Here is a 14,134-nt window from a genome sequence, read left to right on the forward strand (position 1 = left end):
TTCTATTCAACCTCAAAGAAGCCCATCCAGCCTAATTCTGCAAATTCACTTACGTGAGCATGGAACATATATTTCCCCCTGTAAGGGAATCGAACCTCAATAATTCCTCGCTCTCCTTGACATTGCATGACTGTATCAGTAAATTGAGTCGGATTTTCATTAATTCCTGTTGGAATATAAGTGAAAAAATTCGCATGTAAATGAAACGAGTTTAATAAATCAAATTCAGTTAGATTACTTAAGTAAATACGAACAAGTTCATCTTTCTTTACCTTAATTGGATGATTCATGAATGCAAAAGCATAACCATTAACTGTGTAAAACTCATTTTCGCCATCTAAATCAAGATCGAATCCATTCATAACCATATTAAATTCTTTTGCTTTTTCTCTAGGTTTTTTTGGATCAATAATAAAATTCCCATATAATCCCTTATGAATATGGCGTGCTAAAGGGAGTACATGACAATGATAAATCTGTAATCCATAAGGTTTTGCTTCAAATTCATAAGTAAATGATTGTCCAGGCATAACTGGTAATAGGCCATCCATTTTAGGTGGATGTATACCGTGAAAATGAATAGAGTGTGGATGGCTTCCCTTATTTGTAAAATGGAAACGTAAAAGATCACCTTCTGTACATCTAAAAGTTGGTCCAGGAATCGTCCCATTGAACGTCCAACCTGGAAATTTAATACCTTTGGCAATTTCAATTTCTTTATCAATTGCAACAACTGTATATTCTCGCAATGTTTTACCATTTGAAAGTGTCGATACTTTTCCATAATCAAATTCTGTTAGAAGGCGTTCAGCCATTTTATACCCTTCTGTTTTCGAAGAATCGATCATTGTATCGTGATTCATAGAATGATTGTGTTTATGATTTGTATGTTCTGAAGCGTTTACTTTATTAGTAAAAGGACTTAACGCATTTAAATACATACTTCCAGCAATTCCTAGCATGCCAGTTGTGCCAATCTTTAAAATATCACGTCTTGATACTTTTTTATTAGGCATAGTTTGACCTCCCCTAAAGTTTTTCCCAAGTGCAACTTTATTGTATTTGTCTATACTTTAGGATACGGACGGGTTTATTGTCAATAGAAAAATACACATTACATTAAATTTTTTTAATAAAAAAAGATTGTACTTTTTGTAATCAATACAAAAAATACAATCTTTCAAATTTTTAAGATCATTATATGGAAAATAGTTGGATTCGAAAAATAAAAATCTAATAAAACATGAATACTTAGATATTCCAATCAACGTGAGTCCTTGGTGTTGAAGAAAATACCTGCGTTGTAGGTATAATAACGATTCCTATGATTCATTTAACTAGGACTATTTCTTCTCACTATGATCCTTATCTTCTATAATATCATTTGTTAAACCTTGAGTTGAGCGTTTAAACTCTTTCAGCGTCTGTCCAAAGGCTTTTCCAATTTCAGGTAATTTCTTAGGTCCAAAAATGATTAAAGCCAAAATTAAGATTAGTATCAACCCTGGTATGCCTATGTTTGCCATTACTTATTCCCTCCCTTTATCTTATTTATTAACTATTCACTAATGTACTTATCTATAAGACCATAAAAATAGTACTACAAAAAGATATTCCTCTTTAATCACATAAATTAGCTGAACAAGGAGTTTGTTATGTATCTAGCGAATTATACAACTGATAAAGGATTTAAAATCTGAGAAAGAGGGTAGAATTTTGAAACTGAAATACAAAGAAACTCCCAAAGCGAAGATGTTTGGATATAGTATTTTACTAAGTATTTTTATATTTTTTTTACTCATACTATTTTTCGTATATTCATTTTGGGATGTATTCATTCATACGTATTTTTTATTATTAATACCATTAATACCGTTCATAATCTTTATTTTGTTGTTTATTCCAAAAGCTTTATTTTTAATTAAACTTAATTCAATTGATTATTTGAGGTTTGAGAATAATATACTCTCTATCCATCATCAAGGTATATTTAGTTCTAGAAAGATAATAAAAGTTGAAAATATAGAAAGAGCTTTTATAATTAGTGATAAATTCATTTTAGCAACGCATTCTGGGGAAGAAATTGATATTTTCATAAGTAATTTATTAATAAAAGATTTTGAGAAATTAACTTTGAAATTAAGTAATTCTATTACAATTAGTAAAAATTTTGATGCTTTGTAACTACCTTAAAGTAAAGAAAAGAGACCGAATTTCTTTTAATTTATATCTTCATTTATAAATTAATTTTTGATAAGACTAACAATTCCTTAATCAACTAAACCAGCTAATAGTTTGTCAATAATTTTCAATAAAAAAATTTTGGGACTCATGTTATACTATTTTTGACATGCCAAATAATCTTCCACTTATTCAAAAATTGGAAGATTATGGTAATTGAAGTTGATTCAGATTTTAAGCTAGATCTTGGAAAGTCGTTTTGCTTTTTAACAGGGCATAAATCCAATGTAATAGTTTGTTTATACAAGCAATAACTGTTACTCTAAATGGTTTTCCTTCTTCACGCTTTTTATCATAAAATTGTCGCATTCGCTTATTTCTTGGGATGATTTCGTCTGTTGTCTTATTCTTACGATTATCACGAATTGCACACCGAACAGCCATAAATAACGCATGTCTCAATCGACTAGAACCACGTTTTGTAATACGGTTTCTACTGGCTGTGAATTTACCAGATTCAAAGACACTCGGGTCAACACCAGTGAAAGCCACAAGTTTTTTAGGATTATCAAACCGATCAATTTCACCAATTTCAGAGATAATCGTTGCCGCGATTTTTTTTCCGATACCTGGAATCGATTGGATGATAGTATATTCTTCAATTTCTTTGACGAGGACATCTATCTCTGCTTTTAAATTGGATAGATGTTCTTTGTATTGAAGAACCATTTTAATATGCATCTCAAGCGAAATAATAAGGCTCCTATAAAGATTTACTTGAAACGGATTTTTTTCAGCCGCAGTAATTAAAAGCTTAGCTCTTTCGTTTGCCCATTGTTTAGAACGACTAGTACATAAAGATGCGATTCGTTTAGCCAGTTGATCTTCACCTGCTTGTAACACAGCTTCAGATGAAGGAAACTCCAGTAAAGTTAAGAGTGAAACATTAGAATACAAATCTCCAAATACACCTCGATATTCAGGAAACACTTGATCTAGAATCGCTAAAAAATGTAGTTTTGCCTGAGAACTAATACCTGTTAAATGATCGTGCTGTCTGGTTAAATTTCGCAGGTTTAGTAACTGTGCACCACGTTTTTTATGTGGCTCTAACTCTTCTTTGTAATATAGCTCGCAGAGGTGGTACGCATCGATGACATCAGTCTTAACCTTTCTTAAGCTCGAACTTTTAGCTCGATAAGAGATTAATGGATTAATAACGATGTAAATATAATTTAAGCTATCTAAGAACTGCATAACTGGAGAATGGTAATGTCCTGTCGATTCCATTATTAATACTGGTTTTGAATTGGCTTTTTCTTCGATACTCTGTAAAAATTGATGTAGCTGCTTAAACCCTTCAACTGTATGTGAAATTTTAAAACTTTTTTTAGAAGGAGTCTTTCTATCTAAAAAAGCTTGTATTTGACTTTCTCCTTTTGCGACATCCAGACCAACTACTGGATTCATAAACTATCTCCTCCTAAAACTATTAAATTTATCGGTTCCCCAAATACTCCCTTATAGTGTCATAGGTTCGCTTGTTATTCGGGATCTTTGTCCCAACCAGCCCAAAGCATGTTTCTATAAGTAGGGGGTGAACTGTTTAGTTGACGGGGTCTAAGCCCCACTAATGCTTCGTTCTGCCCCGACTACTTAATCATAAGACCATATAAAAAATGGTCAACCAGTAAATAAAACTGGATGACCTTATAATACGAACTAATGCATTAGTTAAATAAGGTTGATTACAAACCAAGAAAATATAACTTTAAAATTCAGGTACACTCATTTGTAGTAAAAATTAGTGAAAAGGAGTTTGTAGATGTTAAATTACATATGGTTAGATGACAAATCTCCTATATTAAACCAACTGCCAAAAAGTTTTAAATCCGCAGCCATATTATTCCCCCCTTTTATCCAAATGCCTTTGGGTTGGGAGAAGAATAATAGAAATAACGAATTTGAACATATATATCCAAGTGATGAAGAAATCTTAAAACTTGCTAAACAAGTTAGTTGGAAGAGTATAATGCAAGAAAGTGATTTAACCAATTTTAGTGAACTAGCGATTGCATTAAAAACATCAATTAGTGCATTAAAGGAACAATATGCAAGAGAAGATTTAGCCGAGAAATTAAATTCAAATTTAAAACAAGATTGTTTTTATCCGGATGAGGATGAAATTTCACTATTTTTAATTAGAGACATAAAAAAAGTTTTAGAATCTAAAGGAGCTAAATATTTTAGCTACGCTAATCCGATATTGGACGAAAATGGTACTTTAGAGATTGAAAAACTCGTGTCTTTATATAACAGTAAATTATCTTTAAAAGAGGTAATAATATCAGATGAAAATATGAATTTTGCATTTATGAGTGTGTTTGATTCTTTTATTACGATATTTATGGCCCGTGATAGAAAAATTGATGATATTGTTAAAAAGATGGGCTGGGAAGCTATAGTATGTGACGATAAAACATATATCAATTGGTACTGGTCAAATATCTATTAGAGTTGTGTTGGCAACTCTTTTTTAATTAGATGTTATGCAACTAACTGATGCTTTAGCTAAAGATGATGTATGAATTTTGTAAAAGTTTGTATTTGGTGGGAAGATGACATTAAAAGAGTTTATTGAATTCCAAGAAGGTATAGCAATTGTAGAAGAATACACCTTTACATATCAAAATGAAGAATATTGGATAAGTCAAAATCCAGGTGTATTTTATCTTACAAGAGTAAAGGGATCTTATACTCAAGAGTTTGAAACCTCTGAGGCTCTATTTAAGAATGGAAAAATCGAAGGAAGATTACTTTCAGAAATTTATAAGGATATTGAATGGTAATTTAAATCTTAAATATGTTCATATTCAACTAACTGATGCATTAATACAACAACATTACAATTTGTGTTGCAGTAAATGTGGTCAATTGTAGTACAAAAAAAGGATAGATAGAGCATATATATTCTGCCCATCAATCCTTTTTTAATTAACCCCTTAAAATGTCTGACATTATATAAAAATATAATAGTATTACGGATTTAACGAAATATCTTGACTTTTAATAAAAACATTACTATATATCTTTTTCAAGTATCTTCTATAATCCAATTCGATTGCCTTTTTCGAGTCTTTGAATCTGTTGTGAACCAACTTCAGCTAATTCTTGAAATTGTAGGATTGTTTGACGCATTTTTGGCAAAGCTTCTTGCTTAAAGATACTAATCGATTCAAATGCTGATATGACGTTTGTGAATGAAGTTTTTAGTGTTTCAACAGAAACTGCTGACTCCATTGCTTGCTTTTGGATTGCAACTCCTTGTTCCTTTAATAATCTAGAAGTGCCTTCAATAATCGTATTTGTTGTGTGATTTAAAGCAGTGATTTTTTGTAAAACAATTTTTTGATTATAAAGAGCACTTGCCACAGTAACTGCTGTATTCAGTGCAGAAATCGTTACTGTTTTTGCACGTTCTACACCTCGAATTAATTCGCGATTATTCCGAATTACAACCTCATAAGACAGATCTCCTTGGTGATTGACAACTAGCATTTGCTGTAAGTCCATGACTCGTTGTCGTAACGGGTAGAGAACTTCTTCTGTGATGAATTTTATTTTTTCTTGATCTACCCCTTCGATTTTTGCTTTTTCAATCTGATTTTCAATTGACTCATCCATCAATGTTCCAAGTTTGATTTCTTTTTCTAGTGTTTTTGAAAGCATACGAAGTGAATGTTGTTCAAGCTCTAATGTCGTGTTATCATTTTCAAGAATTTTTTTCCCTTTATCAAGTGATTTTACGATATCTGCGATTGCGACATCTGCTTTTTCAAATCTCTGAAAATAGGAACGAATCGGATTAAATAACTTACCTAATAGACCCGACTTGGAAAAATTAATAACACTTGGATCTAAGTCCTTTAATTGAACTTGTAGCTCTGCTAATCCTTTTGCAACTTGCCCTCCTTCATCTCCACTTTTTGCAAGTTGACCAAGTGAAACCTTAAGAAGCGAATTTTTGTTCGAAGAAGATTTCATTGTCTGTAAACCAAATGATTCAATTGATTGAAGAATATCCTTTCGTTTTTCATATGTTTCCTTTGAAACCGTGTCTAATTCCATAATCATCGCTACATTTGCATCTGCTGTTTCTTTTAATTTCATTAATTCTTCTGGTACTGGCTTTACTTGCTCTTTTATTACCGCCTTGATTTCCTCTTCATTTACAACTTGCATAGAAAATGACATTTTTATATCCTCCTACTACTTAAAGTTGAACATTAAAGAGATTACGAATTTTATAGATTACGTCATCTGAATCTGCATTAATATTTGCCGCTTCGTTAATATTCGAAATACTTTCAAGCGCTTTAATATTAGCGTTATAACCAATCGTATATATTGGAATTTTATATGCTTTTATAATTTCTTTTACATTCTTTAATGAGTGGCCGTAATTGGTCTCCCCATCAGTAAGAACAAAAATGAGCGGCCTTACATTTGGATTTTTTTTCATTTCGTCTTTTAGCATATTAATTGCAACAAGGATTCCATCATTTGTTGCGGTATCTCCGCCTGCATCAAGGCTAGTTACTGCGCCAACAAATTTTGACTGTTGATTTGCATCATATTTTGCGATAGGAAGATTGATCGTTACGTCGGCCGAGTATGAGATTAAGCCAATACTATTATCTCTTCCTAAATATTTTTGACCTTTTAGTAGTGATTCTTTTAGCTCATTTAATGGTTTTCCATCCATACTACCTGAAACATCTGCTACAAAAACGGCAGCAATTGGATTTGAACTATTTTTCTTACCTTTCCAAAGTTTCTGTGCAGCGCTTAACGTATCTCCATCGATCGTTCTAAGCTCCGAACTGTAATTATTCAATCCGTTAAACCCATATTGTTTCGCTAGTAATTGAAGATTAGATTGACTAGTAAATTCAGCGAATTTTTTCAATATTTCCATTTTTTCATTTGGTAAATTCCCTAAAGCATAAAGTGGACTATCATGTCGTACACCAAATGGTATAAATTTGTAATTATTTCTTAAATCAGGTGAATTAACAAATGTTTGATATTCTAAAACAAAAGCATCTAAGACGCCAGATTCCGCTGCATCACTCATTTGTAAAGTCGTAGAAGCAGTGAACGGTACATTTGCTTGGAAGCTTTCAAACCCTTTTACAGCATTATCACTAAGTACATCATTTGAATCAAAGGAGTTCAAAGTCGATACTAAAAAATTTAATCCTGTTGAACTTGTAAACGGGTCGGTATATCCCATTGATAGTTCATTTTTCGTCATTGCCTCGATAACAGTTTTCGGATCGACTTTACGATACTTTTTCATTAACTCATTATATTTTGTTTTTGAAATGACAATTCCAGGAACATTCCCAACTAATCGCGAGGATACGACTTTAGTTTTCACACCACTTGCTGAAATCATTTGACCCCAAAGTTCATTAGAAGGTGTAAAGGCATCAGGAACATATTTTCCAGATTTAATAAAGTCTGTTGCCGTACCAGATGCAATGTTTCTAATTTTTACAGATACTTGCATACCATTTAGATTGAATTTCGCATCATTGAACTCATTTGCGACTTCGTTTAACCAACCATTTTTTCCATCACTTGATTTTTCAGTAGATGAAAAAATTTCAACAAAATGATCTGTCGTATTGTCGACGGAAACAGGAAATTTAGAAATATCAGGGAGTTCACTTGCAACATCGGCTGAACTTAAGTCAATTTGACCTTTAATTGGTTTTGCTTTTGAAATATTAATTTTCGAAATCATTTTAGCTAATTGTTGATGTTTATTTTTATCAGTAATTTTTACAACTTTATCTCCTGAAGTCAAATTAACTCCAATATAGACAAGAAGAAAAACTACAACGATCACAGCAATCGATGCAAAAAGAAACTTCCTCATTGTTATCATCCTTTCATTCATTGCCTATAAAATTTTGTTTGTTGAATTAACGAATCGATTTCTTTTAAACATTCCATTTTTTCAATATCATCGATCCCTATATCATCTAGTCTTGAAATTTCTAAAATTAATTTATCAATGTTAACTAGAATCTCTTCATTCGATTCAATTGCTCTTTTTACGAAGTTGATATATTCATTTATAAGATTTGTTTTCTCTTGAATTAATGATTTTGAGTATCGTAAGCCGTCTTTTCCCTTTATTTTTTTATAATCAAGTTCATCAAAAGTACTAATCTTATTTATGATGTTTCTTATTCTTAAATAAAATAATGTCTCAACCTCGTCCACAACAGATGCAAACTTGTTGTATGTAATTTCTGTTTTAGAAAATCGATCGGTTAATAAGTTATAAAATACGCCTTTTTTCTTTTTCATTCGTTCGATTTGCCCAATTGAAGTAATAATATCTTCTTTTAGTACTTTATTATTTTTATATCGACTTAAAGCAAGAACAAAATCTTCATTTGATTTTAGTTGCTTAATTGGCTTTTCTTTAACAGGTTTAAAATATAGTTGAAACAGACTAAATAGAAGTACTACCAAATTCGCTATTATGAACGATACTCCAAATGCAGTTTGAAATGCACTCGCATTCATTACTTGGATTCCGATTAAACCTGGAGAGAATACGATCACATTCAAAATTGAAATGAAAGTGATTAGCCCCAAAAATTTTAATCCTTTTTTCATCCTTCACTCCTCCGCTACACTCTATTTATGCTCTATTACTCATTTATATTTATCAATTTGAATTTTTAGTTTAATAAAATAAAAGAAATAATGAATTGACATGAAGTTTTTCGATTAGATTCTTTTAACAAATAAAAAAAGACCGCTAAGCAGTCTAAACGACATTCTTCTAAGGTACTGCGCTATTGGGAGCAAAAAGCAGATCCTTTACACTGTCAATTAAGATTTTGCATTCTCATTTTTTATTAAATACTTTTTTAAGAAAAATAAAAACACCATTTTAAAACTCCATAAAAAAAAACGCATTGACATTTTTTTCAATGCGTTTTAACTATTTATTCTGGATTATTTGGATTAGGGACAATTGGATTTACATTTTGATCTCCATTCTCGTCTCCTGTACCCGGTTTTTGATCACCTGGTTTCGTACCTTCTTCTGTCCCGTTTCCGTTTCCGTTTCCTTTTCCCTGTCCGTTTTCAGATCCTTGTCCACCTTCATTTATAGGTGGAGTAATTGGTTGTTCAGTTGAAGATAAATCCACAGTTACTGTAACAGGTCCGCTCTTACCTTCAGCATTTGTAGCAATAATCGTTATTTTTACAATATCACCAGGGACAATTCCATTAATACTAGTTGCAGTACCATGAATTTTTTGAGATTGTCCTGCTACACCATTTACAGTATAACTCACTTCAAATGACGTTTTTTGAAGCAGATTTGGAGGATAAGTCCAATTTATTGAAATATTACTTGTAACAGGGTCATAATTTGCCTTCACATTTTTTACAGACTCAATTACAATATCTTTAGGAATATCATCTACTTTTTCTCCTCGAATGTATAATTCATTTCGAATTTCTTCTACTGATGAAGGTTTTCTAAATACTGCGTTTCGATCTCCATTGGCAGCTAACATATCTCTTGCAATGAATTTTGCAATATTTGTTGATCCTTTACCAAGAAAATTATTCTTTTTATTTTTTTCATAACCTGTCCAAACGGCCATTGTAACATCAGAAGAATATCCGATAAACCAACTATCACGAGTTGCGTTATCAGGAAATCCGTATTTTTGTTTTACTTCATCAGTGTAGTTTGTCGTACCTGTTTTACCTGCCATGTCAAGGCCTGGTACATTTGCTCTTTTTCCAGTACCAAGTGATGTTTTTACTACATCGCGAAGCATGTCTGTTATCATATATGCAGTATAATCACTCATTGCTTGTTTAGGCTCAGTTGCAAATACTTTTTCCGTATTATCTGGATAGATAATTTTTTTTACGGAATGAGGTTTATTATAAATTCCGCCATTTCCAAAAGCAGCATATGCTCCTGCCATTTCCATAGCTGATACACCTGTGAATCCTCCTATAGAATAGGACTCATAATATGTATTTTTCGAGAAATTAAACCCTAAACCATTCGCAAATTCTCTAGAGCGATCACTTCCAACAGCCTGGAATGTCTTTAATGCAGGAATATTACGTGAATCAACTAATGCTAATCGAATTGAAATATCACCTTTATACTTTCGATCCCAGTTTCTAATAGGAGTACCATTAGAATAAGAATATGGCTCGTCAAGAATTTGATGATAGGTTGACCATTTTAAATACTGAATAGCTGGAGCGTAATCAAGGATCGGTTTAATTGAAGAACCCGGCTGTCTTTTAATATCAGTAGCAAAGTTTAAACCGCCAGTACTAGTATTTCTACCAGCGCCTACTGCTCGAATTTCACCTGTTTTCGTATCTAATAATACAAATCCAGTTTGAAATTCATCACTAGGATAAAAGCTTTTTCCTCTATTTAAAATTTCATCTGCTTTATCTTGGGCTTTAGGATCTAATGTTGTTTCAATCGTTAGTCCATCAGTATAAACATTTGCATCGCTGTTTTTTTCCACCTCATTTACGACCACATCGATAAATGAATTGTATTTTGTACCCCCAGATTCATGAACCTTTACTAAAGTTTTCATTGGAATTGCTTTTGCATTTGAATATTGTTCCTCAGTAATATAACCATATTTTTTCATTTGACTTAATACAGTATTTCGACGATTTTGCGACTCAACAGGATGCTTTGCAGGATTATAGTTATTTGGAGCCTTCACCATACCTGCTAAAGTTGCTGCTTCTGGTAAGGTAATTTTTGATAAATCTTTACTAAAATATGTTTCACAAGCTTTGGCTACTCCATATACTCCTCGCCCTTTAAGACCGTTTGAAAAGTAAACTTTATTTAAATACATTTCTAATATTTGATGTTTAGAGTATCTTTGTTCTAATTTAAAAGCTAAATACCATTCCTGAACTTTACGCTTAATTGTTTTTTGAGAAGACAAAAATGAGTTTTTTACGACTTGCTGGGTGATCGTACTTCCACCTTGTGAACCGAAACCTCCAGTAATATTCGCTAAAACTGCACCGAATACCCGTCGAATGTCTACGCCTTTATGCTTATAAAACCGCACATCTTCAGTCGCAATAAACGCGTCTTCTACAACCTTTGGAATTTGGTTGTATGACACTTTTGTTCGTTGTTCTCTACCTAATTCGGCTACGATTTTGCCATCCTTATCAACAATAGTAGAAGATAGCGGTACTTTGAGTTTTGATTCATCTAGTGCGGGTGCCCCGCTCACTAAATATGAAAATATTCCTACACCAATCAGTATAAATACAATTACGATTGATAATAATGTTACAGTAATTTTTTTCCATAAGCCTTCAGATTTATCAGTTACTTTTGAAGGCTTTTCCAGCCGTTTACGTTCCTCTCGCGAACGGTATTCATTTGCCATCTTAGTTCGCCTGCCTTTTTAGTAAAATAGATCTTTTTGGGCAAAAACTATACTTTTTTATAAATAGTAGTATTTTCTACACACACAACTTTCATGTACTGAAGAAAATCTTTACCAAATAAAAAAACAGATTAACCGCTCAGGGGTTCATCTGCTTCATAAAAGCTAATTAATTAATTATTTGGAGAAAACGTCTTTTCGATAAAATCAATTACTTTTTTAGTATATGGTTCTGGTTCTTCAATAAAAGTTGTAATATGTCCATGTTCTGTCAGCCATAATGTTTTATCGTTTTCATTAGGAATTTGATCATAGATCATTTCACTGCTACTAAATGGCACTTTCGTATCGTTCTTTCCATGGATTAATAAATAATTTGTAGAATGCCCTTTTTGAACTGATATGACAGGGGACACTTCTTTTGGGTCAATTTTTAATAAATGCTTCATCGAACGTAAAATGATTGAAGTAAAAGGTTTTTTAGGCAATTTTGACCATACACTTAAATTATCTTCCAAATAAGTTTGTAAATCATGAAATGGACTATCTGCAATAACACCTTTAACTTCCGGATGAAGACTACCAACAAGTAAACAGGTAGCCCCTCCCATACTCCATCCAAGCAAAACAATTTCTTGTTGGTTGCGCTCGTTAATCACATATTCTACTGCTGACGATAAATCATGTTGTTCATAATAGCCTATTCCGGTAGTCCTTCCACCTGATTTTCCACTATTACGGAAGTCAAACATCAGTACATTATACCCACGATCATGGATTGATTGCACAATTCGTAGGCCATTAATCTTTTTTTGACTTCGTTCATCGGTGTATCCGTGTGCAGTTATAACAGTTTTTGATGTTGGATTTTTTGCCGGTATCCACCATCCTCTTAGCACAACTTGATCAAGATTACTTTTAAATTCAACCTCTTCAAATTGCAAATTATAATCGGATGGGGTTTGTTCAGTTTTTCTCCTTAATGGATGCGTTAAGATTAAACCAACAAAGATCGGTATTAAGAAGAATAAGACAGGCGACAAAATTAATATCCAAATTAAAAATTTATTTATTTTTTTCCGTTCCATCTTGCACACTCCTTTTGTCTGCTAGCCAAATAGAAGTTCTTCTATTTAAATTATGAAATATGTTATACTTTGTTATTCTTAATGAACTTTTTATTCTGGCTAATCAAAAGATAGGGGTGCCGAATTTTTAGGCACCCCATTTATTCGTTTAATACGATAAAATGTAATGGCAACGATTTCGATTAATAACTAAATCATTGCCACTTCAACATTACAAATTCAAAAAAGCGTTAATTAATTACTAGCGTAAAATGATCATCGATTAAATTTAATATTAAAAACCGTACCATTTGAACTAGTTGTAAAATCAATTGTTGCATTATTTCTCTTAGCAATCGCATAGCAAATGGCTAATCCTAATCCTGTACCATTTTCTTTTGATGTGACAAATGGGGTTGAAATCCTCTCGATTATTTCCGGTGGAATCCCAGTACCTTCATCAATAATTGACATGACAATCTTATCATCTTCACTATAAGTATGTATTTTTACAATTTTTCCAACATCCATGGCATCTAAAGAATTACTAACCATATTTAAAAGAAGCTGACGGATTTCATTTTGATCAATGATTAAATTAGGAATTTTATTTAGCTCTCTAATAATCAATTTGTCCTCTTTTAATGCCCTAGTTTCAAGTAATGGATATAAAGTATTAATGATTTGATTTAAATTATGTTCTTCAAGTTTGTTGGGTTTTTTCTTTGCGATATCGAGAAATTCAGTAATGATTGAGTTTACCCGATTAATTTCATCGATCATTAGTTCAAAAATTGGACTATAGCTTTCAAAATCTTTATTTTGTAACCCTAATTGTAAAAACCCCTTAACAGTAGTGAGTGGATTTCTAATTTCGTGCGCTACACCAGCAGCCATTTCTCCAATTATTTTTAGTTTTTCATAATATTTTTGCTCTTCTTCCAATATTTTTCTTTCAGATATATTACTGAAAATCGCCAGTATCCCATTTTGATCGGGTATCACCTTTATTTCATATGGGATAAGTGAGTACTCTGTAATTGTTTCGAACGATTGGATTTTTTGTTCCTTATAGGCCTTATTATAGTAATGATATACATCTGTATCCACATAATTAGGCAACGCATCCCACATACAAACACCAATTAACTCTTTTTTTGGCTTTTCAATCATTGCTTCAGCTGCTTTATTAATGAAAATAAATTCCATTTTCGAATTTAAATAGTAACATCCTTCTGCCATATTATTAAAAACTTCATATAAGTCAACATGATTAATTAATTTTTTTTCTTCATTTAATGGTAAATTACTATTTGAAATCAAATTCATCTTACTCCTTTGATGATTAAATATCTAAACTAATATTTATGAATTTTCAGA

The 14,134-nt window shown here is 32.0% G+C and carries 12 protein-coding genes; 3 read left to right on the forward strand and 9 right to left on the reverse strand.

What is annotated here, in order from left to right; genetic code table 11:
• Nucleotides 1-2: 2 nt before the first annotated feature.
• Nucleotides 3-1,016 carry a multicopper oxidase domain-containing protein gene (locus ACSBO6_RS10810; protein WP_498843337.1) on the reverse strand — a complete coding sequence of 338 codons (1,014 nt, stop codon included), beginning with the start codon at nucleotides 1,014-1,016 and terminating at the stop codon, nucleotides 3-5.
• Nucleotides 1,017-1,343: 327 nt separating this feature from the next.
• Complete coding sequence (gene tatA, locus ACSBO6_RS10815; RefSeq protein ID WP_098845981.1) at nucleotides 1,344-1,526, reverse strand: twin-arginine translocase TatA/TatE family subunit; 183 nt, start codon at nucleotides 1,524-1,526, stop codon at nucleotides 1,344-1,346.
• 190 nt (nucleotides 1,527-1,716) lie between these two features.
• On the opposite strand from tatA, the gene ACSBO6_RS10820 reads away from it, so the two are divergent.
• The gene (locus tag ACSBO6_RS10820) at nucleotides 1,717-2,184 is read left to right on the forward strand and encodes a hypothetical protein (RefSeq protein WP_498843338.1); all 468 of its coding nucleotides are present in this window, start codon (nucleotides 1,717-1,719) and stop codon (nucleotides 2,182-2,184) included.
• Nucleotides 2,185-2,415: 231 nt separating this feature from the next.
• On the opposite strand, the gene ACSBO6_RS10825 is transcribed toward ACSBO6_RS10820, so the two are convergent.
• Nucleotides 2,416-3,651 (reverse strand): IS110 family RNA-guided transposase, encoded by a 1,236-nt coding sequence (locus ACSBO6_RS10825; protein WP_498843339.1) that lies wholly within the window; start codon nucleotides 3,649-3,651, stop codon nucleotides 2,416-2,418.
• Between the two features lie 355 nt (nucleotides 3,652-4,006).
• On the opposite strand from ACSBO6_RS10825, the gene ACSBO6_RS10830 reads away from it, so the two are divergent.
• On the forward strand, nucleotides 4,007-4,696 hold the full coding sequence (locus ACSBO6_RS10830) for a DUF2711 family protein (protein ID WP_498843340.1): 690 nt from the start codon (nucleotides 4,007-4,009) through the stop codon (nucleotides 4,694-4,696).
• 103 nt (nucleotides 4,697-4,799) lie between these two features.
• Nucleotides 4,800-5,030, forward strand: coding sequence for a hypothetical protein (locus tag ACSBO6_RS10835; protein WP_498843341.1), 231 nt, complete (start codon nucleotides 4,800-4,802; stop codon nucleotides 5,028-5,030).
• Between the two features lie 256 nt (nucleotides 5,031-5,286).
• On the opposite strand, the gene ACSBO6_RS10840 is transcribed toward ACSBO6_RS10835, so the two are convergent.
• From ACSBO6_RS10840 to ACSBO6_RS10865, 6 genes are all read right to left on the reverse strand, one after another.
• Complete coding sequence (locus tag ACSBO6_RS10840) at nucleotides 5,287-6,435, reverse strand: toxic anion resistance protein (protein ID WP_098845984.1); 1,149 nt, start codon at nucleotides 6,433-6,435, stop codon at nucleotides 5,287-5,289.
• Between the two features lie 19 nt (nucleotides 6,436-6,454).
• Nucleotides 6,455-8,137: a vWA domain-containing protein gene (locus ACSBO6_RS10845; RefSeq protein WP_498843342.1), complete on the reverse strand. Its 1,683-nt coding sequence runs from the start codon at nucleotides 8,135-8,137 to the stop codon at nucleotides 6,455-6,457.
• An 8-nt stretch (nucleotides 8,138-8,145) separates the two neighbouring features.
• On the reverse strand, nucleotides 8,146-8,880 hold the full coding sequence (locus tag ACSBO6_RS10850; RefSeq protein WP_498843343.1) for a hypothetical protein: 735 nt from the start codon (nucleotides 8,878-8,880) through the stop codon (nucleotides 8,146-8,148).
• A gap of 335 nt (nucleotides 8,881-9,215) precedes the next feature.
• On the reverse strand, nucleotides 9,216-11,687 hold the full coding sequence (locus ACSBO6_RS10855; RefSeq protein ID WP_498843344.1) for a transglycosylase domain-containing protein: 2,472 nt from the start codon (nucleotides 11,685-11,687) through the stop codon (nucleotides 9,216-9,218).
• A 173-nt stretch (nucleotides 11,688-11,860) separates the two neighbouring features.
• Nucleotides 11,861-12,775 carry an alpha/beta hydrolase gene (locus ACSBO6_RS10860; RefSeq protein ID WP_098845988.1) on the reverse strand — a complete coding sequence of 305 codons (915 nt, stop codon included), beginning with the start codon at nucleotides 12,773-12,775 and terminating at the stop codon, nucleotides 11,861-11,863.
• Nucleotides 12,776-13,030: 255 nt separating this feature from the next.
• Complete coding sequence (locus tag ACSBO6_RS10865; protein WP_498843345.1) at nucleotides 13,031-14,077, reverse strand: ATP-binding protein; 1,047 nt, start codon at nucleotides 14,075-14,077, stop codon at nucleotides 13,031-13,033.
• Nucleotides 14,078-14,134 lie beyond the last annotated feature (57 nt).

The organism is Bacillus sp. AL-1R, assembly GCF_052180195.1.
In the GTDB taxonomy this organism is placed as follows: Bacteria; Bacillota; Bacilli; order Bacillales; family Bacillaceae_G; genus Gottfriedia.